This is a genomic window from Streptococcus mitis, assembly GCF_946190325.1.
Taxonomy (GTDB): Bacteria; Bacillota; Bacilli; order Lactobacillales; family Streptococcaceae; genus Streptococcus; species Streptococcus mitis_CF.
Genome location: NZ_CAMHZR010000005.1, coordinates 21,307 through 43,978 on the forward strand (window position 1 = coordinate 21,307; position 22,672 = coordinate 43,978).

General features: G+C 42.8%; 16 protein-coding genes and 2 pseudogenes. 1 reads left to right on the forward strand and 17 read right to left on the reverse strand.

The genetic code is table 11. The features are described from left to right. Positions 1-218 precede the first annotated feature (218 nt). The 17 genes and pseudogenes from N8M95_RS07030 to N8M95_RS07120 form a co-directional block, all read right to left on the reverse strand. A complete protein-coding gene (locus N8M95_RS07030) occupies positions 219-884 on the reverse strand; it encodes a potassium channel family protein (RefSeq protein WP_261116890.1) in 666 nt (221 codons plus the stop codon). Positions 885-897: 13 nt separating this feature from the next. Continuing rightward, positions 898-2,277: a TrkH family potassium uptake protein gene (locus N8M95_RS07035; RefSeq protein WP_125454801.1), complete on the reverse strand. Its 1,380-nt coding sequence runs from the start codon at positions 2,275-2,277 to the stop codon at positions 898-900. A 33-nt stretch (positions 2,278-2,310) separates the two neighbouring features. Beyond that, positions 2,311-3,075, reverse strand: a complete 765-nt coding sequence (locus tag N8M95_RS07040) for a nucleoside phosphorylase (RefSeq protein WP_261116891.1) — start codon at positions 3,073-3,075, stop codon at positions 2,311-2,313. A gap of 206 nt (positions 3,076-3,281) precedes the next feature. Then, positions 3,282-3,838, reverse strand: a pseudogene (locus N8M95_RS07045) (sugar O-acetyltransferase). Positions 3,839-3,944: 106 nt separating this feature from the next. After that, a complete protein-coding gene (locus N8M95_RS07050) occupies positions 3,945-4,799 on the reverse strand; it encodes a VOC family protein (RefSeq protein WP_261116892.1) in 855 nt (284 codons plus the stop codon). A gap of 263 nt (positions 4,800-5,062) precedes the next feature. Then, positions 5,063-5,878 (reverse strand): annotated as a pseudogene (locus N8M95_RS09375) (LPXTG cell wall anchor domain-containing protein); the annotation flags it as partial. Further along, complete coding sequence (locus N8M95_RS07070; RefSeq protein ID WP_120770717.1) at positions 5,859-6,575, reverse strand: acylneuraminate cytidylyltransferase family protein; 717 nt, start codon at positions 6,573-6,575, stop codon at positions 5,859-5,861. The pseudogene N8M95_RS09375 and the gene N8M95_RS07070, both read right to left, overlap by 20 nt. Beyond that, positions 6,559-7,914: a sodium:solute symporter family transporter gene (locus tag N8M95_RS07075; RefSeq protein WP_261116893.1), complete on the reverse strand. Its 1,356-nt coding sequence runs from the start codon at positions 7,912-7,914 to the stop codon at positions 6,559-6,561. The genes N8M95_RS07070 and N8M95_RS07075 overlap by 17 nt, the downstream gene beginning before the upstream one ends. Position 7,915: 1 nt before the next feature. Beyond that, complete coding sequence (locus N8M95_RS07080; protein ID WP_261116894.1) at positions 7,916-8,302, reverse strand: hypothetical protein; 387 nt, start codon at positions 8,300-8,302, stop codon at positions 7,916-7,918. Positions 8,303-8,501: 199 nt separating this feature from the next. Continuing rightward, the gene (locus N8M95_RS07085) at positions 8,502-14,438 is read right to left on the reverse strand and encodes a ZmpA/ZmpB/ZmpC family metallo-endopeptidase (protein ID WP_261116895.1); all 5,937 of its coding nucleotides are present in this window, start codon (positions 14,436-14,438) and stop codon (positions 8,502-8,504) included. Positions 14,439-14,619: 181 nt separating this feature from the next. Next, entirely contained in the window at positions 14,620-15,657 is a 1,038-nt protein-coding gene (locus N8M95_RS07090) for an aldose epimerase family protein (RefSeq protein WP_261116896.1), read from the reverse strand. A 115-nt stretch (positions 15,658-15,772) separates the two neighbouring features. Then, entirely contained in the window at positions 15,773-16,939 is a 1,167-nt protein-coding gene (locus N8M95_RS07095) for an SIS domain-containing protein (RefSeq protein ID WP_261116897.1), read from the reverse strand. Between the two features lie 205 nt (positions 16,940-17,144). Continuing rightward, complete coding sequence (locus N8M95_RS07100; protein WP_261116898.1) at positions 17,145-17,549, reverse strand: PTS sugar transporter subunit IIA; 405 nt, start codon at positions 17,547-17,549, stop codon at positions 17,145-17,147. Positions 17,550-17,552: 3 nt separating this feature from the next. Further along, entirely contained in the window at positions 17,553-18,374 is an 822-nt protein-coding gene (locus N8M95_RS07105; protein ID WP_261116899.1) for a PTS system mannose/fructose/sorbose family transporter subunit IID, read from the reverse strand. Then, complete coding sequence (locus N8M95_RS07110; protein ID WP_261116900.1) at positions 18,361-19,266, reverse strand: PTS mannose/fructose/sorbose/N-acetylgalactosamine transporter subunit IIC; 906 nt, start codon at positions 19,264-19,266, stop codon at positions 18,361-18,363. The genes N8M95_RS07105 and N8M95_RS07110 overlap by 14 nt, the downstream gene beginning before the upstream one ends. Positions 19,267-19,292: 26 nt before the next feature. Continuing rightward, positions 19,293-19,769 carry a PTS sugar transporter subunit IIB gene (locus N8M95_RS07115; protein WP_000156962.1) on the reverse strand — a complete coding sequence of 159 codons (477 nt, stop codon included), beginning with the start codon at positions 19,767-19,769 and terminating at the stop codon, positions 19,293-19,295. Then, positions 19,766-21,553, reverse strand: a complete 1,788-nt coding sequence (locus N8M95_RS07120) for a glycoside hydrolase family 35 protein (RefSeq protein ID WP_261116901.1) — start codon at positions 21,551-21,553, stop codon at positions 19,766-19,768. The genes N8M95_RS07115 and N8M95_RS07120 overlap by 4 nt, the downstream gene beginning before the upstream one ends. Positions 21,554-21,872: 319 nt before the next feature. Between N8M95_RS07120 and N8M95_RS07125 the strand changes: the two genes are divergently transcribed. Further along, entirely contained in the window at positions 21,873-22,589 is a 717-nt protein-coding gene (locus N8M95_RS07125) for a GntR family transcriptional regulator (protein WP_031237756.1), read from the forward strand. Positions 22,590-22,672 lie beyond the last annotated feature (83 nt).

The following is a 22,672-nucleotide window of genomic DNA, read 5'->3' on the forward strand; positions in this document are numbered from 1 at the left end:
CAGTTACCTATACCTATGATATCTACGGCAAGACGACACTAGTATGGTTTGAAGAGATTTTCGAAGAGTATTACTCTCTCTTATCACTTCTTCCTATTTTACCATAAAGTCCAGTTTTAGAAGGACTTTTACTAGAATACAAGGGGTTCTAGTCTCAATTGGAATACAGGTCTCTCTATTTGCTATTTTGGACATCAAAAAAGAGGGGATTCCCCTCCTTACGAATTTAATTCTGCCAAGTCATCTAGATATTGGTTGTTAATGACCGCCAAGATATAGGCATCTGCTTTCAAGAGGTCATTAGGACCAAACTGGACATCCAGTGGTGAATTTGCCTGTTCACGAAATCCTAGGACATTGAGGTTATATTTGCCACGTAAATCTAGCTGGCTCAGGCTTTGACCTGCCCAAACACTCGGAATCTTCATCTCCACGATAGATACATTTTTATCCAGCTGAAAGACATCAACATTGTTATGAAAGAGAATGGTCTGCGCTAGAGACTGCCCCATTTCATACTCAGGTGAGATCACCGAGTCAGCACCGATTTTTTCTAGCACCTTCTTGGCTGTCTGGCTTTTGACCTTGGCAATAACCCTTGATACTCCTAGACTCTTACAATGCATAACTGCAAGCACACTCGACTCTAGATTTTCCCCTGTTGCCACTACAACCGTATCACAGGTATCAATTCCTGCAGTTCTGAGGAGTTCCTCATCTGTAATATCGCCCACAACTCCACGCGCCAAAACTGGCTCAAATTGATTGATACGCTCAGCGTGGTCGTCAATGGCAATAATATTCATATCTTGCTTGGCTAGGGCCGTCAGGACACTACTCCCGAAAATCCCCAAACCTAAAATTCCAATCGTACGATCTGACATAGTTCTTCCTTTCTTATCCAATACTAATATCTGCTTTCATATACTGAATCAAATCTTTCTTATCAGGCTGGTAATCCGCTAGACTGACCAGCAAGGTCAAGGGACCGATACGGCCAATAAACATGAGTACCATGACAATGCTGAGAGCTAACTTGCCCAGTTCTGGTGTCAGATTTGCCGTCACCCCAACTGTCGCAAGGGCTGAAATGGTCTCAAACATGAGGTAGATAAATCGCGGTGTTCCTTCTGCCGTAATTCCCAACAACATCAAGCCCAACAAGAAGGTCATCAAAAAGATAATGAAGACACTAAAGGATTTTTGGACTGTTCGAGCCTCAATGGTTCTCTGCGCAACATTGGCATGAGGCAAGCCCAGCAATTCACTACGCGCAAAGACCAACAAGACAAAGAAAGTCGTAATCTTGAGCCCCCCAGCCGTCCCTCCAGGCGCTCCACCCAGAAACATCTGTAGGATATAGATAAACAAGGTCACAGGTCGAGCTTGAGTATAGTCAATAGAAGCAAAACCGGCCGTTCTCATGCTGACGGTTTGGAAAAAGCTGACCAGCACTTTCTCTGGCACACTGAGATTGCCAATGGTTCCTGGATTGTGCCACTCCGTAAAGAGTGTGGATACTGTCCCAAACAGCAAAATCCCTGCAGTCAAGAAGAGGACTAGTTTGGTGTGGAAACGCAGACGGCGTTTTTTCTTCTTGTCAAACTGGGTTGCCAAGTCAAACCAGACCATAAAGCCAAGACCACCTGTGATAATCAAGCCAGCAATAACCAGATTGATTAAGGGATCCGTCTGAAAAGCCACTAAACTGCTACTGCCGAAATTATCAAAACCAGCATTACAAAAGGCTGAAATGGCTAAAAAGATAGAGGTGAAAATGCCTCGTCCCCAGCCGAACTCAGGAATAAAACGGAAACTTAGTAGAAAGGCACCCAAACCCTCCACTAGAAAAGTCGTCAAAAAGATGGAGCGCATAAAGGCCTTCAGCGACCGAGCCTCCCCGTAACTGAAGCTCTCCTGAATGGTTTCACGACTGCGAAGACTGAGCTTTTGCTTCCCCTGAATATAAAAGACCCCGATAAAAGTCATGAGTCCCAGACCACCGATCTGTATCAAGAGCATACAGATCAACTGCCCCCAGACATTATAGGTAGTAGCCACTGGTTGCGTAAAAAGGCCAGTCACACAGACCATGGACACCGTCGTAAAAAGATGGTCAAAATAAGTGGCCTGAGAACCATTTGCCTGAACAAAAGGCAAACTCAAAAGAAGAGAGCCTATAAAAATAACTCCAGCAAAACTTAAAAAGATCCGACGAGCTGGCGAAAGTCCACCCAAGGCCCTTTCAATTTTTTTAAGAAATAATTTGAATAACATACATCCATTGTACCATAAAAAGAGGGAGAGTAGCTATATCTGAGAAGTTATCTCAAGGCAGAGTTCCAAGGCCTTCTCAAAAGCTTCTGAACCCCAGTCACGACTATCGTACTGGTCCAAGTCTGCTAAGGAATCAGCTGTGAACAACAATTCACCCCAGAGAACCCCTCGCAGTTGGGCTACTGCCGCGAGCGCAGAACACTCCATCTCCACAACAGCACAGCCTTCTTCCTTGCGATAAGCCACCTTTTCAGCCGTTTCTCGGTAAAAACCGTCTGTCGTCCAGGTCATGACTTCTTCATAGGGAATCCCTCTGGCTTCCAACACTCGCTCAATGGTAGCAATAGCCTCTGGCTGAATTTCCATATAACGAGAAGCTGCCACATAGTGATAGCTAGCACCTTCGTCTCGTAAAGCCCGAACAGGGACTAGAAAGGCATTTTCTTCTATATCAGCCAGAACACCACAGGTTCCAGTGGAAATAATCTGCTCCACACCATATCCAATCAACCAATCCATAAACTGGGCTGCTGGAGCTGAACCAACAGGAGCCTGAGCCAGACAAAGTTCCTCGCCCTTGTAGCTCATGACATAGACTGGATAGGTCTTGGTGGCAGAAACAAATTCACCGACACAGTCCGCCCCTACTTCCTTCGCATAGCGGTCAATCTCTTCACCTAAAAATGCATAGACACACTTCTTGGGCAAGTGCAAGTTCAGCCCCTCGTGATTGGGCATGATAACCGCCTGAGGATTGTCATCAAACTCTAAAATGGGAATCGCATGTTTCTGAATCATAACCCACCTCCTCTGATTTTGTACTATTGTATCAAAAGCTGACAGAGTGTCAAGGAGGGGAATAGAAAAAAATATCCCAGTTACGAAATACTTTAAAATTTCTTAATGAAACAAACTTGCTAAGATATGGAGTAGGTAAATGTGGGCTGGGTAAAAGATGATAAAACCCATAAAAAAGAAACAACCTCCGCTGTTCCTTCTTACTTCTATTTCACATCTATCTCCTTAATCACGCGCGCAGGATTGCCAGCTAGAACAACATTGTCTCCAAAGGACTTGGTAATCACGGCCCCTGCTCCTGCCACTACGTTATTTCCCAGTGTCACTCCAGGAAGGACAATAACGCCACCTCCAGCCCAAAAATTGTCACCGATGGTGATGGGCTTTCCGTATTCGACCCCTGAATTGCGTTCATGCGGATCCAGCGGATGGAGTGGGGTTAAGAACTGACAATTGGGGCCAATCATGGCATTGTCTCCGATACGAATCGGGCAAACATCCAGCATGGTCAAGTTCCAATTAGAATAAAATTTTCCCCTAGATGGATATTGACTCCATAATCGACCACCAGGCGTGGATTGACATAGAAATTTTCCCCAGTTGAACCAAACCAAGTCTTGATAATCTCCGCCCCCTTCAAGGGGTCTGGCTCCTGGTTAAAAGCAGCCTGTTTCTGGCGAGAAGCCTGAGCCAAGGCCCGCAACTCGGGGTCAAACGGATGATAGGGTTCCCCTGCAATCATTTTCTGGTATTCACTGGTCATTGTATTCTTCTCCTTGTTCCCTACTATCATATCAAATTTTCTACATATCCGACTAGGATAAGGGGTACTTTCTACAATTTATGCTCTGATTTTTATCACATCTTGCCTATCTTGCTAAGCGAATACGGGGCACAATTCCGTCTAAGTCTGTGATTTCCAGCTGGCTAGATGTCAGCCACTTGCTTGGTGCATCAACTTCCTGTACTCGCTCGGCAATCATTAACAGTTCTTCTTTATGTGCGACTTCGATGACATAATAGGCCAAACCTGGCAAGCCCTGCTTACGCGGGGCCAGACCTTTTCCACCCCATTCATTGACTGCTAAATGATGATGGTAATCTCCAGCTGCAATCCAACTAGCGCTAGGCACACTTAATTTATCCTCTAGTCCTAACACTTTTTGATAAAACTGGCTGGACTTTCGACTATCCTTGACGGAAAGATGAATATGCCCCATTCTCGTACCTTCTGCTAGGATAAAGGGCTCTACTCTTTCTCCCAACTCATAGATGTCCTGCGCTGCAAGGGCTTCCGTCACCCCGATAATGCGTCCATCTTCTCGAATATCCCATGTGGAAACTGGTTTATCTCGATAGAGTTCAATGCCATTTCCCTCCAAATCTTCCAAGTAAATGGCCTCACTGTAACCGTGGTCTGCACCGCCGACAAGAGGAATCTGCAAATCTGTCAGGTGTTTCAAGACATCAGCCAAAGCCTTGCGTGTCGGCAGGAGAATGGCCAGATGGTAAAGGCCATAATGTTCCCTTACTTCTCCACTCTCTTGTGCTTGAATCAGCTGAACCAAGGCTTTTCCACCAAGTCCTAGAATAGCCTCTGTCTCAGTCTGTGATAAGATTTCCAAACCAAGCACTTGCTGATAAAAGGTTGTTTGACTTGCCAAATCCTTTACATTTAAAACTGCCTCTGCTAAATAAATGTGGCTCTTGTATTCATAGATCATAACTATTTCTCTCTTTAATTGTAACTTTAATTGTTACAATCATTATATAATTTCCATCAAGAAAGTCAAGCCAGACAACTTATAGATTATGATTCTGTAATCTTGTCTATATGGGATTATAACGAGAGAATTTACAGAAAATTGACAATAAAGCCACCGAAATTTTTTAACCAACGCTATGATAACTCTCATCTCAATCCCAAAAAGAAAAGGAGCGGATAGAATATCCTACTCCTTAATCTTGTCAAAAAATCTAATTAGAATTAGTCTTCTTTTTTCTTGCGAGCAACAAGTCCAAATCCACTCAAGACTCCAAGAAGTCCAAGTGCTGCTAGGCTAGCATTGTCTGCTGTACCAGTGTTTGGAAGCTCTGCTTGTCCTTTAGCTTCTGATGAAGCTGCTGGAGCTTGTGGTGCTTCACCATTGACTGGGGCTGATGGCATCGCTGGAGCAGCTGGGTTAGCCGGTGTTGTTGGCTGACTTGGGTCTGTCGGTTTCACCGGACTTGTTGGGTTTGTTGAAGGTCTTGCTGGAGAACCTGGTTGAGATGGAATGAGTGATCCTCCATTTGTAGAACCTTCTTTTTGAGGTCTTCCATTTGTAGTACGTTTAAATACGTGGATGACATCGCCAGTTTCTTTAACATTTATTGTTTCTACTAAGGCATATCCTGGGATCTCTCCAGCTGGGTTATCACCTTCAGCTAATGGTTTCACAGGTTTACCATTGACATCTACCTATACTGTAGAAGGTTTGTCAGATGTTGTTGGTTTAAAGATGTGTGTTACTTTGCCTGTTTCTGGGTTTGTAACTGTTCCTACTAGTTCGTAGTTAGGAGTTGATCCTGCTGGGTATGTTCCTGGTGTTACAGGTTTGATTGGGTTTCCTTTTTCGTCTACCCATTCAGTTGTTTTACCTTCTTCGATTGATTTCTTAACTTTTTCAGCTTCTTTCTTAGCCTCTTCCTTGGCTTTTTCTTTTTGCTCTGGAGTCAAGCTTGGATCTTTATCAATGTTCTTGATTTTTTCTTCCAAGTCTTTATCGACAGATTCTTTCGCTTTAGCTTTTTCTTCTGGGGTTTGATTCTCCTAGGTGATGATGGTGCAGCAAGATCTCAACGACTTCAAAGTCCAAGGCATCGTCGATATCATAAGAATAGAGTTTGGGCATTTCATAGGCTACTGTCTTATCCGTGTAAAAGGTCTCATCTCGTAGGTAAAGGTCCTTGCGAGAAATCCAGATGCTACCATTGGGATAGTAATAGACAGGTTCTTTTTGCCGAGCATAGTGCTTGGAAACCTGAGGTGGACGGATAAATGTCGACTCCTCCAACTGCAAGAAAAGACTACGACTCTTGTCTGCCTTGACACAAGAAATCAGATGGTCGGCGCCAGACTGACAGTAGAGTTGGTAGGACTCGATGAGGTGCTCCACCTCTCTCAGGGGCGAGGTCACCTGTAGATTCACAAAGACCTGGTCTTCCTCAAAGGGCTGCAAAAAGTCTCGTAAGGTCTCTAAGCTAGAGGTTGTTGATAGGGCCAATTCTTTTGGTCTATGGACACAACGAATCTCTGGATAGGCTTGTCTACAGAGTTCTAGATAGGCTAGTGAGTCTGAGGAAACCCAGATGTCACTAAATAACTTGGAGGCTAGAGCGACTTCTATGGTGTAGAAAACCAAGGGTTTGCCTGCAAGCGGTTTGATATTTTTATCCACTAAGCCGCGTGAACCCGAACGGATTAAAATCACGGCTATGGGTTTAGATTTTGCTTTCATATAGTTTTCCTAGAATTGAGATAAAAAGGGCAGATAGGGTGGTGATGATGCTATTTAACCAAGGATTAGGGTTAGCAAAGAAACCACTGTAATGATAGAGAACCAAGGCTCCTAGACTAAAGACCAGATAGATTTTGGCTAACTGTAAACTCGGTTTTTTGAGGAGTAGGACTAAGAGGTACAAACCACCTATCACACCTAGTGTCAGGCCCATAAAGCCGTTAATCCACTCATAGATGGAGTAGATTTCTGCATTCATGAGTAAGAGGCAGAGGAGCCAGGACAGACCTGCTAAGACAAAGGATAGAAGGCTTGGCGACCAGCGAATCTTTGACCAGGCAAAATCCAACTTCAAGCAGGTCACGATTGCATTCATACTAGATGAAACCGTGGATTGGCCTGCTGCCAAGAGAGCCAACATGATGAAACTACCAAACCAAGGTGCCAGACCTTCCCGAGCATAGGCAATGAGAACAGGATTGGTCGATGTGGTGGCGAAATTTTCCTGCCGAATCAAGCAACCAATCAGATAGAGTAAACTGGCAATCCCAAAGGACAAGAGTCCCTGAAACCATAAGATTTTCCCAATTTTCCGACGTCCCATTTTGCTGTTAAAACGTTGAACGATATCCTGCGAAGAAACGTAGGAGAACAAACTACTAAAACCTGCTCCTGCAACTAAGATCAAGACCGTCTGCCCATCCAGTTTCTCTGCAAAGTGAGAGAGTTGTTGACTGCTATTCATGACTAAGCCAGATTGGGCAATTCTTGGTAGAAAAAGGGATAGTATAGCTAGCAGGACCAAGCCTTGAAAGAAATCCGTCCACAGCACAACCAAGAGACCACCCCTTGCCAGATAATAGACCGTCAAGAGAAGGAGTAAACCTGACAAAATCAGCTGATTGATAGGGATAAAGGGCTCTAAGGCCTGAGACAACAAGTAGGTCACCACTGCTATTCTCCCCAACTGGTAGAGGATGAAAAGCCCTGAAGCCAGTGAACGAATGCCCGCCGATTGAAACTTGTCCTCTAAAAGATGATAGGCTGTCTCGTAGTTTCCCTTTTGATAGAGGGGCAAAAAGTAGCGATGAGCCAGCGGAATGGCTAGAAAGATGCCACACTGGGCAAACCAGAGATAGGACCTGCCTGTATAGGCATTCCCCACCAGAGTCAGAAAGGAAATGGGGCTAAGCAAGGTCGCAAAGACTGAGAAGGCCAAAACTGTCACAGGAACAGCTTTCTTAACCCTATAGTAGTCCTCTTCGCTCCCTTTTTTGCGATAGGCAATCCAGGAAATCAAGCCGAAATAGAGCAATAGGGTGACTAGAATTCCCAACATCCTAGAAGTTCCTATCTAGTAGTTCTCTGTATGTTTGAGCTACTTTTTCTGTAAACATTGGTGGTAAAAACTTCGTATCATACCCTTGTTTCGCCAAAGTATCAGTCAACACTTCGCTAGCAACTAGGTATTTGTTTGTCTTGCGCAGATTGGCAAGACGTAAGTCTCGCATGATATCTTCATGAACGACTTCATAATAATTTTTGTCCGTATTTTCCATATAACGCCAGAGGCTGGGTTTGGGAACAAGTTGTTGGTCATGGATAAAGAGGTAGGTTTGCTGGGCCCATCTGGCTAAAAACTTAACCAGCAAGTCCTCTTCAGAACGGATTTCTCCTCCTATGCGGTAGATGTATTCTGGGTAAAAGATAGTGACAATTCTCGACATGCTATACACTCTTTCTCTCTTATTTTCTGCTTACAAACGAAAAACCACCCTCACAAAAAGGCGAGGGTGGTTAATCCGTTACAATGCTTGGGGATTTCCTAGCAAGTTCCCCCTCAAAAGGACTTTATGCTATTCTATCACAAAGACTGACCATCTGCAAGGTAGACTGGCTTAGACAGGATAGCTTGGGGGAGTTTTCTTATTGTTTGTAAATCGATTCTCTGAAATCATCTGTGCTACGTAGATAGGCATTGTAGATTTTTTGTTTTAACAAGTGGACCCAACTTGCAGGTGCATGACTTGTCGTACGGTCAATGTTAGCCACATCTTTTGCCATTGCTTGATTAATGAGTTCTTGCATTTGGGCAGCTGAACTAATTGTAATTTCCTTGCTGCTGTTTGGTACACCAAGTTCGTACTGAATGGTGATTGGTTTCAACTGACCTTGCTTACGAATACGTTGATTAAACATATCCTTCTTGAAATCAGACCATGAAGCGTATTGGTTGGCAAAGACATTTTTCAATACGAGGCTATCAGTAATGAGTCCCACATCTTTCCTAAGCCAATCTGAATAGGTAATGTCCCCGTTTCGTTTAGCTTCTTCTGCATATTGGTTGGATACATATGGTAAGAACCCATCTTGATAACCTTTTTCTGCCAACAATTCGTAGGCTGTCTTTCTAAACATGATGTCACCAGGCGCACCCTTTGGATTGCTGAGGGCAGCATAAATCGGTGAGAACATGCTGATAATATGATAGCCATTACGAGTATAGTCACTCTTATCACGATAAGCCCGACGGTTGATAATATCATTGTCAATCAAGGCATCCAGACTAGTTAGTTTACTTACTTCAGCATCTGTCAATGGACGAACAGAGTTTCCAGCATGAGTTTGTTTATGGTACTTGTCCTCAATGTAGAAATTCTCTATTTTTCTAAACCATTTTTTCTTGACATCGTTAGACTTAGTTAAAATGGCATTGGCTTCCATAGCGTCCAAGGTATACAAGACATCGTACATACCGTGTACATACTCTTGCAATGCTGCGGCTGATGTGAAGCGACTTGTCGGATCATAAGTATGCAAGCGAGTTGGTGAATTCTTATCCCCTTTATAGAGAGTATTCAAGACAATAGCATCCTTATCTAGACTGTCAGCAGATTGCAACAGTCCTAAGGCATACAACTCTGCTCCCAATCCTTCACGACGACCTTTACCTTCAAAGTAAATATGTCCATCAGAATTATGAACCATTTCATGGGTATAGACTGATGTTCCGTATTTATCCAACAAGCGGTCGCTGACATAGTGGACCTCAGAACCGTTGGCATAGGCCCCGGCTCCTTTACTTTCCCCATACCACTTACCAGTTGGTCCAAAGAAGTTGTAGATAGAATCAATGGCCTTATCAGACAGGGTAGCCCAGTAATACTTGCTATTGCTATCTTTCATACCAAAGCCATCTGACACCATGACTGAACGGAAGAGTTTTTCTTTGTATTCTGGTGAAAGGAGATGATACCAGATATCGTAGTGGTCTCGTTGCCATTCAGCCGACTGGTCGACCTTAACACGGACATACTGACGCAATTCCTCTCCTAACAAGACTGTATTATTAACACGGTCACGGTAGCGTTCGTAGCCACCAAAGGCCAAAGTAGAAAGGTTTGAAATCACATAAACATCTTCTTCTGGCAATGTTAATAACGGTAGGAGCATATTTTTTAATTTCCAACTTGGTGCCGTAATACGGTCATAGACTCCCAGCGTATAGTTACTATCTGGTGTTGCTGACTCTTGTTTGGCACGCACTTCTGGAATCGCTGATTTACTCTCTACGATATAGGCCTTGGTATTTGTCTTCAACCATTCATTATTGGTTTTGGTTGGTAGGAAGAGTTTTCTGTAAGACTCTAGTAAATCAGTCACTGTCTTGCGACCTTTTGCAGCGGCCAGGGTTGTTTCATAGGCACTTGGATTATTTGATGCCTTGAGATTTTCCATACCGCTCTGACCTAGGGCAATGATAGTATCCAAGGTTGAAGCTGTGCTATTGCCATCAAAGTCAAACTTATAGGTATTGAGGTCCTTGGTATTGATGTGATCATAGTTGATATTGTACCAGCGATTGAGGTAGGTCAAACCAAGCAAGAAAGCTTCCTTGTTGTTCTTGATTTTCTCACTGATGTAGGTCGCTACACTATCTCCCATCGTATTGATAGACTTGTCCATGGTTAGCACTTTACGGAGATGTTCGCCAATATTGGCCTTAACTTTTTCAAACTCTTTGTCCAAATATAGCGGATCAAGCGACGCATCTGCCTCAATACCCAGAACTCTTCTCATGGCTGCCGAGTCATATTCAACTCCTTGCAAATCTGCTAGGACCTGATTGGTCACTTTTGTATAGTCAGATAGAAAGGCCTCTGGTGTATAGATAAAGTTTTTTCCTGCTACGCTGTACTCTGCAATTTGTGTATTTTTGAAGTCGTCTTTGTAAGTGACATCTAGATAACTGATTGTATTGTCAGCAAAATGCAACATCAGTTTATTGATCGCTGCTTTATTGGCTTGAATATCTGTGATGATGTCATTGTCCTTCATTGGTACAACATCCAGCAGTTCTGTAGTATAAAGCTTATCAGTAGGATTGACTTGATTTCCATAGTGAACCACTAGCTCTTTATTATAGAAAGGCATCAATCTCTCAATATTGTGATAAGCAACTTTTCGACTAGCTTGACCTTGGCTTAACTGAGTATAGTCCACACTGTGCTGATTGGCCTTTAGTGTTTGACCTGTATCGTTTAGTGTCACTGTCATCCCATAAGACTGGACCTTTTCTCTGGCCTGGTCTTGGGTGATTGGGGTCGCATAGAGATCGGCCTTCTTGTTCTCGGCAGTGCTGGCATCTTTGATGTCCGCTCCCTTATATTGGTCTCCTGTGATGGCATAGCCGTCTCCAGTATTGACCGTGCTAACAACATGATGGATACGGCCATTTTGCCATGTAGAACCAGCTATACCTCCGACGCGTGGATAGGTTGTCGTATTGAGGATAGTCCCACTTGCTAGCGCATGAGACACCAAAGCACCACTTTGAACTTTCCCTACAATACCTCCCGCAAATTGGTCATTGTTGCGAGCATTGCTAGAAATATTTGCATCAACGGCTACCTTATCAATCTTAGCCTTATTACCAGATAAGAGCCCTGCTATACCTCCCACATAGTAAGGAGAGGCATCCGCATGCTTGGCCTGAATGCTACCTGTAAAGGAACTATTAGTTATTTCTGTATCCTGAGCCTTCGCTACCAAACCTGCAACTGACTTGCTACCTGTCAATTGACCTTCTACAGCTACATTACTGATCTGGCTGTTAGTAGCCACTTTTGCTAGGCTGGCTGTGTCTTCTTGACTCTTAATCGCTACTGCTTTAAGGTCAATATCTTTCACAGTAGCCTTGGTCAAGTTATCAAACAAGGCTGTCTTAAGGTCATAAATCGCAAACGGCTGTCCGTCACTCGCACCGATAAGATTACCAGTGAAAGTGCCTGTCACATAGCTACTTTGCCCCTTAGCTAAGACCACTTCATCAGCTGTCATATCAGCTCCAAGTTTAAAGGTTCCAGCGAGATTACCTTGCATGGCAGCAATTAGTTTCTTGAAGGAAGTATAAACACCGTCCTTGGCAAGCTTTTGCTTATCAATTGTGAAGCTATAGTTATCCTTATATGTTGAACCTTCTTCTTGAACCAGTTCATTGAAGGCAACGGTTACCTTGTATTTCCCATCATCTGTTTCCTTAATAGAGCTAACTGGTAACAGCATTTCCTTCATCTTGTCTGATTTGACTTTGACAAAATAAGGTGACAAATCACTTGGTACTTCTGATAAGTTCAGATAACGACGATAGTGACCATCTTCCTTACCATAGAGCCCCACTTCATCCACATCTTTGATTTCAATTTTTTTATAGTCTAACTGAAAATCTTTCGTTGATACTTCTGTACTTTCCTGATCAGATTGTCCTAGATTATAGGTCAGGTAAGTCTTAAGATTGTATGACGTATAGTAGTCCAATCCATCAATCGTTTGTTGATCTGATGGATTTTTCAAGTCCACCTCTTTGACCAATGTTCCATTTTGGTAAATTTGGGCCTTGGCCTTAACAAGAGCAGACGTTGGGTCATCCAGGTGATAGTTGACTGCTACTGCTTTTTTGCTCTCATCTTTAACCAGATTAGTCATTTCAACTATTGGTTTGGTTTTAACAAGACTACCAACCTTGACAATCTCTTTGGTTGGTTCTACTTCTGTACGCGAGATTTCCTTGCTCGCTTCCACCTTACCATCTACGAGATAATCTTCATACTCGATTGTCCGTAAACCGTCTTTTCCTTCCTGAGCAATTTCTCGATGATTTTTTATGATAGTCGCATCTTCAATTTCTTCAGTTTCATGAGGAATGGTTTCTGTTACTGTACGATGATTACTTGTCAAAGGCAGTTCAGGAAGAGCCTCTGCTACAGCAGCTTCACCTTCGTGACCGGGCTCTTGCGTACCTTGGGTACTAATTGGGGCTGTGTAAGATGGCTGAACGGGTTGAACTAAAGCTTCACCCTCATGGCCTAGCTCTTGCGTTCCCTTACTGCTAACAACTTCTGTAGACTCTGGCACTGTTGGATCAACTGGAGATCCCTCCTGAGGACCTGTGTAAACTGGTAGTTCTGATTGAACCAGAGCCTCACCTTCATGGCCGGGCTCTTGTGTACCTTGGGTGCTAACGGGTTCTGTATAAGACGGTTGTGCTGGTTGAACCAGGGCTTCACCCTCATGGCCCGACTCTTGGGTACCTTGAGTGCTAACGGGTTCTGTATAAGACGGCTGCGATGGTTGAACCAGGGCATCACCTTCATGACCTGACTCTTGGGTACCTTGGGTGCTAATTGGGGCTGTATAAGACGGCTGCTCTGCTTGGACTAGGGATTCGCCTTCATGACTTGACTCTTGGGTACCTTGGGTGCTAATTGGGGCTGTGTACGCTGGTTGCGATGGTTGGATTAAGGCTTCGCCCTCATGACCTGACTCTTGGGTACCTTTTGCTTGCACTACAGTTTCATTATTTTCTTGTGGTTGAGGCTCTACAGGAGAAGATGTTCCTCCTTGCTGATTCTCTACCACTGGGCTTTGCGAAGCTGGCGGTACTGGATTTGTCTGTTCTTGATTCCCATCAGTTTGGCTTGAATTTGTTGCAGACTCTGTAGCTGGTGCTGTTTTTTGGTCTGCCTCCCCGCCTTTGACAACATTCGTATCCTTGCTTTCCTGACTTAGAGGAACTGCTGGTTGCTGACTTGCATTCTCATTTTTAGAAGATGGAGCCGTAGCTGCTGAGATATCTACATTTTCTAAGTTAGACTTGCTGTCATTTGACTGCTTGACAAATTCAGTTCCCATAGTCGAATCTGCTGAATGAGCTGCAATCACTTCTTGAGATTGACTGTTTTCTGATTTAACCTTTTGATTTCCAGTAGATTCTGCTGGCTTGCTAGTTGTCGGCACAGAATGAGCTAGTTTGTTTTCTACAAATCCTAGATAAGTATATCCAGGAATATCAACCGGAGCTGGCAAGGCATCTCCTGAATGGACCGATAGTTGAGTGTTATAGGCAGCCAGTGTCTCACTAGTCAAGGCAAGGGCAGTTGGAGACAGCAACTGACTTCCTAGACCGATTACTAACAAGAATCGACTAATCTTGCTCTTGCCATCACGTCCCTTAAGAACCACTACGACCAGCAAACTAAGGCCTGCCACCAAGGCAACAGTCCCTAATGGAGAGCTAGTACCCGTATTGGGCAATACTTGATTTGCTCGATAAACCAGATAGTAGGTAGCGTCTGTTTCTTCCGCTACTTGTGGTAGGGATGTAACCAAGAGAGCCTTCTCTTCATCAGTCAAATCCGACTCTAAAACATAAGTATAATTAACGGTATGAGATTCTTGGGCAGATACAGTCTGTAGGCCAGTTCCCATCAAAAAGAAACACGCAACTGCCACAGATACAAGACCAACTGCCAATTTTCTTAATGAGAAATTCTGTCTTTCTTCTCCACTAGTTTTGAAATTCATATTCCCCTCTTTTTACATTTTTAAATCAGTATGTTAATTTATTGTAAAATATACAACTCTTTCCATTATACATCAATTTAAAAAAAGATTCTAGGGATAGATATACAAATAGGGTAATAATAAAAGGCATCCCTAAAATTAGATACCTAATTTCTGGAATACCTATCATATCTCTAAATTTTTATTTCACAACAAGCTCATAACGTGTCTTACTGGTGAAGGTTTGACCGGCTTTGAGAATGACTTGATCTTTGAGGTCGCTGTGAATGGCATCTGGTAAAGCTTGCGCTTCAAGGGCAATCCCATTGTGCTGCACCATTGGCTGACCTCCTATGATGACACTCTCATCCACAAAGTTTGCTGTGTAGACCACAAAGCAAGGGGCCTCTGTCTTGAAAAGCAGGAAGCGACCTGAATTTTGATCATAAAGGAAACCAGCATTGTCATGGCCTGCAGGAAGGGCAAATGGGTGATCCAAACCAGATACTAGCTGGATTTGTTCGTCTTCTTCTGCAAAGATATCCTTCAACAAGACACCATTATAAATGTGTTTCACTACATCACGATTAGCATCTGGAGTTTTGGCAGGAACACCATCGGGCGCAATTGGATAAATTCCCTCTGTGTTTAGTTGGAAGACATGGCGATCAATTTTCTGTGTGAAATCACCAGACAAGTTGAAATAACTGTGGTTGGTTGGATTGACCAGCGTATCCTGATCGGTTGTTACTTTATAGCTGATTTCATAGGCTCCAGTTTCTTCCAAGTGGTAACTGATCCAGATTTTGAGGTTACCAGGAAATCCGCCTGTCCCATCTGTACGCTCTGTGTAGAGGGTCAAGCCATGGTCGCTCACCTCAACTAGTTCAAACAAGCTGGAATCCCAACCTGTTGAGCCACTGTGGTTGCAGTTGCTAGCATTGTTGACTTCAAGATCATAAGTCTTACCATTTAGCTCAAAAGTCGCACCTGCAATACGTCCTGCCACAGGACCTACGCTAGCTCCATGCTTGGGACTATTGCCTACATAGCTATCAAAATCATCAAATCCCAAAATAACATTGGCAAAATTTCCAGCCTTGTCAGGTGTGACATAGCGCAAGATGGTCGCACCATAAGTCATAACCTCAAGCTGGTAGTCACCGTCTGTCTCAAAGCGATAGGCCAAGACATCCTTGCCCTCAACATTTCCAAATACACGCTCTGTGTATGCTTTCATTCTCTTCTCCTTTTACTATTTCTCTCAAGCAAACAAACCATAGAAAGCGTACTGACAATCTATGGTTTATCTGATAATTTACAAACCCTCTTGTCAAGAATTCATAAACACTGTCTTACTTTTGATATTCGTGGATGATAACACCTTGTACCACACGGTTTACTGTACCTGTAGGAGACGGTGTATCTGGTTTATTTTCTACCTTGAGTGAAGTCAATAGGGCAAAGAGTTGGGCATAAACGATGTATGGGAAGACACGGTAAATATCATTCAAGACACCGCCACAACCAAGGGCCACTTCTTTGACATTTTCAAGGCCAAAGGCTTGATCACTCAAAAGCACAACACGACGAGCAATCTGGTCACCAGCGACTTCACGAACCAAGTCCAAGTCGTACTTACGAGTGTAGTCTGTCGTTGTACCAAAGACCAAAACAACTGTATCTTCGTTGATAAGAGATTTTGGACCGTGACGGAAGCCGACTGGGCTTTCATACATGGTCGCAACTTGACCAGCTGTTAATTCCAAAATCTTGAGCTGAGCTTCATGAGCAAGACCAAAGAAAGGACCAGCGCCTAGATAGATGACACGATTAAAGTCTAGGTCAACAAGTTCTTTGACATCTTCTGCATTGTCTAGAATTTTACGGGCAAGACTAGATACAACTTCAAAACGTTCAGACTTAACAGCAAATTCTGTAGGATCAAAGACCAAGAGAGCTGTCAACATCATAGATGTAAAGCTAGAAGTCATTGCAAATCCAGCGTCATTAGAGGCAGCTGGTTGCAAAAGCAAGAGATTGCGGTCATCTCCATGAGCTTGAAGAGCCAACTTACCGTCCGCTGCACAAGTAATCGTCACTTGATAAAGCTCATCCACCAAGGTCTTGGCCAAATCAACAGTCGCCACACTTTCAGGCGAGTTCCCACTACGAGCAAAGGATACAAGTACAGTTGCCACATCTTTTTTCAAATAAGTTTCTGGATTGGCAACGATATCTGTTGTCGCAATAGCATTGAAATTCCATTTGCGTTCGTCATAGACTTCCTTAAAGTAAGGTACCAAGGTATCTCCCACATAAGCAGAAGTCCCAGCACCTGTCAAGATAACCTTGATATAGTCATGTTTATCAGCAATCTCTTGTAGGAAGGCTGCAATTTCTTCACGTTTTGCTTGATAAGATTCAAAAGCTTCTTTCCATACATCAGGCTGTTGGTAGATTTCACGTGTAGTGATTTCTGCACCCAATTCGAGCAAGTCTTCTTTTGTATAATGTAGCATTGATTCCCTCTTTTTCTATCAAATATGGGAATGGGAGTAAGCCCCATTCCCATGTATATTCTATATAAAATGCTCTAACGATTTTCACGATATCACATCTTATACTCAATGAAAATCAAAGAGCAAACTAGGAAACTAGCCGCAGGCTGTACTTGAGTACGGCAAGGCGACGTTGACGTAGTTTGAATTTGATTTTCGAAGAGTATTATTCATCTTCGTCATCATCGAAGCCTGCTAACAGGTCATTAACTTTCACAATGCTTTCTGCAGCACGGTTCTTATAGTCCGCATCTGCGCCTGTAAGGCTCGCATTGATAAATTCAATCACCATTGGCAGATTCATCCCTGCGTAAAGTTCGATGTCACGACCTTCCATAATCAAACGGCTTACCACGTTACATGGTGTTCCACCGAGAAGATCCGCAAAGACTAGGAAATCATCCAAACCTTCAATAGCAGCTTCAAATTTCGCAGTAAATTCTTCTGGGCCTTCTTCTGGAAGAAGAGCCACTGCATGAATATTGTCTTGTGGACCCATGATCATTTCAGTGCTACCTTTAAGCTCTTCACAGAAACGACCATGACTCACCAAAATTAATGATTTAGCCATAAATTATGCGCCCATTCCAAGCAAGAATTTACCGATGAATGAAAGACCTACTGCAAGAGCGATAATGATACCGATAGCTTTAGTAGAAGTCATACCTTTCTTACCAAGCAACCAGAAGATAAAGGCAGTAAAGATTGCTGGAAGCAAGCGTGGGAAGATTGAGTTCAAGATATCTTGGAAGTCAATCATCTTTTCACCGATTGGCAATTTATAAGAAATTTCAAAGTTGATCATTGTGGCTACAAGAGCACCCATCATGAAGACACCAAGTACAGATGCAGCGTCAATCAAAGCTGTCAATGTACTTTGCATGTTGTTGATAAGGTTAACCCCTTCTTTATAGGCAAATTCCAACTGTTTCCAACGGAAGATGTCATACGCTACTGCAACTGCAATCCAAAGGAAGATACCCCATGGTTGGCCAGCGATAGCCATAGTTGCTGCGATAGAACCCATGATAGCAGGTACAAGTGAACCAAAGATTGTATCCCCAAGAGGAGCGAATGGTCCCATCAAACCTGTCTTGATACCGTTAACGGCGTCTTTTGCACCCACACCATCTTTTTCTTCCATGGCAAGGTCAAAACCAGCGATAATGGTATGGAAGAATGGTGAAGTATTGAAGAATTGAGTATGAACTTTCATCATTTCTTTCAATTCAGGAGTGCCATCCCCATACATTTTACGCAACTGAGGCAGGATCATGTAAAGGTAACCAGAAGCTTGCATACGTTCGTAGTTCCAACCCAATTGGAAAGTAAACAAGCTACGTTTGTTGATTTGATTAAAATCTTCTTTTGTAAGTTTGTAATTAGAATTCGTCATCTTCGATTTCCCCACTTTCTGATGGTGTAGAAGGTGCTGCTACAGCTACTTTTTGGCTATTTTTGAAGTGAAGCACTGCTAGGAAGATACCTACGATAGAGATACCAATCATAGACAATCCTTTGAAGTTGTTCACGAAACCAATTTTTTCAGCAACATCTTTCGGTAGAGTACCGATAATACCTGCAACAGCGCCACCAAGACCTGTTACATATGAGTAAAGAACAGTCAACATAGCTGTCAAACCAAATCCCATAGCAAGGTAGTGAAGGTTACGTTTAACTGGAAGGTAACGAAGCAAGATTGCAAATCCAAGACCTGGAAGCATACGCCCTGCAAGTGTCAAGCCATCTGCAACCCATTGGTATTCCTTAACAAGGTTTACAACACCTTGTACGAACTCTCCACCAAAAGCAAGGGCGAAGAATACTGGAAGGGCACGTGAAAGAGCCCAAGGCACTGCACCAAGTAGGTAGTTGCGCTCGATTCCTTTATAGTCAAAGCGTTCGATTGCAGCGTCAATACGGTGTGCAAAGAAAGTAGTAGTCATACGTCCAAGAACGTCGAAGTATGTCAAAAGTGCTGCTACTGGTACAGCGATTGTTGTGATCGCAAGATCTGTATCAATACCTTGAGAGATAGAGAATGCTGTTGCAAGAACCGCACCAGAAGTTGCGTCGATACGAGAAGCACCACCGAAGGTACCAACCCCGAGAACGAACAACTGCAAGCTACCACCGATAAACAAACCAGTTGTCACATCTCCCATGATCAAACCGGTAATAAAACCAGCGAATACAGGGGAACCTGCAGATGAAACGATTGTCAACTCATCACAGATTTGATAAGCTGAGTACAAAGTGAGAAGTAAAATTTGCCACCATTGTATCATAACAATGACCTCCTAAAAATTTTTTCCTATTTTAATAAGCTCAAAAAGTCTGAAACTGGATCATTTGGAACCATTTGAGCAGTGAGTTTCACACCTTTTTCTGCCAGTTTGTGGAAGTCTTCCACATCCTTATCTACCACGTTGATAGAACGTGTGATAGGGCGAGTTTCTGGTGTTTGAGACATATTACCGACGTTGAGTGTTTCAAGCGGAACACCTGCTTCGACCAAACCAAGGAAACGGTCTGGTTTACGTGCAACGATAAAGAGACGTTGGCTATCGTATTTACCAGCAAGGATATTTGCTGCTGCTTTCTCAACTGGCAAGATACTGAGTTTCACACCTGGTGGTGTCGCAAGTTTCAAACCGCTCTTTTCAATATCGTTGTTAACGACTTCATCGTCTACAACCATAATGCGCGAAACGTTTAGTTTCCCTGCCCAAAGATTGGCTACTTGACCGTGGATCAAACGTCCATCGATACGGCATCCTACAATTGTCATAAGTTTTCCCCCTTTATGTGTTTTAGTGTAGGTTTACGAGTTAAATGAATCTCTTCTTTATATTCACCTTCAGTTTCAAAGATGATGATGCGGTTATCACCTTGCTTGAGATAGCTATGAGGGATATAAAGTGAGAGGGTCGGGCCGACATTCCAGAAACGTCCTAGGTGACGCCCGTTGACAAAGGCAACTCCCTTACCAAACTCAGATAAATCTAAGTAGGTATCCTTCGGCTCTTCAACGATAAAGTCGAAAGCGTAAAAGGCCGGTTGTCCTTCTGTCCATCCTTTTGAAAAATCAATTTTCTCAGGATTATCCAATGGAAGTGGATATTGTTTCCAATTTAACATGAAGTGTAGATCCTTGCAGACACCTGTACGAATTCCTTTACGTTGCGTATCTGCCAAGAACTTATGTCCATAGTTAACACGCCCCATATTTTCGACCAAGATATCTAACCTAGATAGCGCTTTCTTTTTACCTTGATAAAAAATATCTTCCCCAATTTCTGTCTGATATTGGGTTTCGACCCACTGACCATCGACATAAAGCTGAGCTCTATCTCGACCGTCAATGATACGAAGTCTTTCTTCTTCTGCATCCCAGTTTGTTTCTGTTCGATAGAGTAGATAGCCATAGCTTTGTCCCAACTCCTCCATCTTTTTAGGATAGAGGCTTTCTACTGGACTTGACAAGCTATCCAAAGTTTCAAACAAGGAAACTTTTTCAACTAGTGGAATAGCATCCAACTCCATACTCTCTTTGTAGAGTGGTTCCAACTGCGGATACTCTGGAAAATGTGTTGCCATCATCTTCTTGACTGCCAGATATTTGGCAGTTGGATTTCCTTCTTCATCCAGAAGGGCATCGTAATCATAAGATGTAACTTGTGGCAAATCCAAGGTTCCTCGAGCCGAGCAACCATTCATGAAGCCAAAGTTTGTACCACCATGGAACATGTAAAGATTGATGGAACCTTGTTCCAAAACCTCTCGAACTGCATCTGCCAATTCTTTGGGATCCCGTGTGATAATCGGTTCTTTCCAACGATTGAACCAGCCGTCCCAGAACTCCATACACATGAGTGGCCATTTCTTACCATGCTCATCAAAGAATTCCTGCATCTGTGAAAAGTTATAAGGTGCCTTAGAACCAAAGTTCCCTGTCACAAAGAGGTCATCTTCGATTAAGGTTCCAGCTTTCAAAGTAGCTCTCCATGGACCATCTGATGTAAAGAGAGGACAGGTTACGCCACGCTCTTCCATCAACTGTCGAATGGCTCTTAGATAAGCCTTATCTTCGCCATAAGAACCATACTCATTTTCAACCTGCATCATGAGGATATTGCCACCCTTGTCCAACAAATGTGGCACCAATCGTGACAAGAGCTGGTCATAGTAGCGACCGACAGCTTCAATATAAGCAGGATCTGAGGAACGAATCCTCATGTCTTTGGTTAAAAGCCAAGCTGGTAAGCCACCGAATTCCCACTCCGCACAGATGAAGGGTGACGGACGAACGATAGCGTAGAGACCCAAATCTTGTGCTGTCTGAAGAAATCGCTCCAAATCCAGAGCTCCTTCAAAGTGAAACTCACCCTCACGAGGCTCGTGTAAATTCCAGGCCACATAAGTCTCTACTGTATTAAAACCAAGAGCCTTCAAGTTATAGAGCGAATGATACCAATCTTCTGGAGGAACCCTAAAATAATGAATGGCGCCAGATAAAATCTTAAATGATTTTCCATCGAGATAAAAATCATCCCGTATCTCAAATCGTGTCATATTCTTACCTTCTGACAACTAAAGTTCACGCTTTCATTTGTTGATATAGTAAATATATCTCAATATCTGGCATTTGTCAATAGGTTTTCACAATTTTTTTCATTTTTCACTAAATTTTACACAAAAAATTTATAAAAATCTTGTAATCTATAGTCATAACAACATTTTAGTACCATGTATAAAAATGTATGTTTTTCTATTTATTCCTATGTAAATTAACCTTATAGCCTATTATTCTAATTTTTTTATTCAAAAGGCTACTATTCTTTCCAGTTTTATGGTAAAATCTTTAACGGAGAAGGAAAATCGAGGTGAAAATATGGCAATTCCAAAGTATCAATATATTAAAGATGAGTTAAAGAACAAAATCATTTCTGGTCAATTTGCCAGTGGAGATAAATTCTACACTGAAGCTGAATTGATTGCAATGTATGATGTGAGTTCTATCACAGTTGTCCGCGCCTTAAACGACCTTGCCAAGGATGGCTATATTGTCCGTCAACAAGGAAAGGGTACATTCGTTTCACGCGCACGCAAACACAAACTCGTAGAGTTTTCAGATGTAGAAGTTTTTGAAACTAAAGATGATAAAGTTACCGTCCTTTCTATTGAGCGTGGAAACAAACTAAGCTACTTAGAAAAACTTGGACTACGCGGAGATCAGTTCTACTACAAGATTGAACGCGTTCGCGAAACAGGTGGTGTTGTGTACATCTACCATACATCTTACATTCCAGAACAATACATCAACGCAAATTATCCAAATCTTGAATATTATAGCTCTATCTATAACCGTTTCAAATTGGATTACCACATTCACATGAATGATGAACATTTTGAAGAAATCAATGAAATAGCATTTCCAACTCCAGAACATGCGGCTTCGGTCCTCGGGGTCGATGAGCAATTCCCAACCGTTTTACAAACCAAGACTACTAAACTAGAGTCTACTGGTCAAGTTCTCGCATACAGCGAAACATATAAACGAGCGGATTACTACAAAATCAAATTCATTTCATGTGACCGTGATCACTAAGAAGAAAGCCTAAGCCTTGCTTGGGCTTTTTCTATGCTTATTATACCATACCAAAAAGGTAGCGCTTACCTAATTTTGGAAGA

Excerpts from the sequence above, each read along its gene's own strand:
- N8M95_RS07090 (WP_261116896.1), bottom strand. The coding sequence starts at position 15,657 with ATGAAAGCATACACAGAGCGTGTATTTGGAAATGTTGAGGGCAAGGAT.
- N8M95_RS07115 (WP_000156962.1), bottom strand. The coding sequence starts at position 19,769 with ATGACAATTGTAGGATGCCGTATCGATGGACGTTTGATCCACGGTCAA.
- N8M95_RS07120 (WP_261116901.1), bottom strand. The coding sequence starts at position 21,553 with ATGACACGATTTGAGATACGGGATGATTTTTATCTCGATGGAAAATCA.
- N8M95_RS07050 (WP_261116892.1), bottom strand. The coding sequence starts at position 4,799 with ATGATCTATGAATACAAGAGCCACATTTATTTAGCAGAGGCAGTTTTA.
- N8M95_RS07085 (WP_261116895.1), bottom strand. The coding sequence starts at position 14,438 with ATGAATTTCAAAACTAGTGGAGAAGAAAGACAGAATTTCTCATTAAGA.
- N8M95_RS07080 (WP_261116894.1), bottom strand. The coding sequence starts at position 8,302 with ATGTCGAGAATTGTCACTATCTTTTACCCAGAATACATCTACCGCATA.
- N8M95_RS07030 (WP_261116890.1), bottom strand. The coding sequence starts at position 884 with ATGTCAGATCGTACGATTGGAATTTTAGGTTTGGGGATTTTCGGGAGT.
- N8M95_RS07075 (WP_261116893.1), bottom strand. The coding sequence starts at position 7,914 with ATGTTGGGAATTCTAGTCACCCTATTGCTCTATTTCGGCTTGATTTCC.
- N8M95_RS07110 (WP_261116900.1), bottom strand. The coding sequence starts at position 19,266 with ATGATACAATGGTGGCAAATTTTACTTCTCACTTTGTACTCAGCTTAT.
- N8M95_RS07070 (WP_120770717.1), bottom strand. The coding sequence starts at position 6,575 with ATGAAAGCAAAATCTAAACCCATAGCCGTGATTTTAATCCGTTCGGGT.
- N8M95_RS07105 (WP_261116899.1), bottom strand. The coding sequence starts at position 18,374 with ATGACGAATTCTAATTACAAACTTACAAAAGAAGATTTTAATCAAATC.
- N8M95_RS07095 (WP_261116897.1), bottom strand. The coding sequence starts at position 16,939 with ATGCTACATTATACAAAAGAAGACTTGCTCGAATTGGGTGCAGAAATC.
- N8M95_RS07035 (WP_125454801.1), bottom strand. The coding sequence starts at position 2,277 with ATGTTATTCAAATTATTTCTTAAAAAAATTGAAAGGGCCTTGGGTGGA.
- N8M95_RS07125 (WP_031237756.1), top strand. The coding sequence starts at position 21,873 with ATGGCAATTCCAAAGTATCAATATATTAAAGATGAGTTAAAGAACAAA.
- N8M95_RS07100 (WP_261116898.1), bottom strand. The coding sequence starts at position 17,549 with ATGGCTAAATCATTAATTTTGGTGAGTCATGGTCGTTTCTGTGAAGAG.
- N8M95_RS07040 (WP_261116891.1), bottom strand. The coding sequence starts at position 3,075 with ATGATTCAGAAACATGCGATTCCCATTTTAGAGTTTGATGACAATCCT.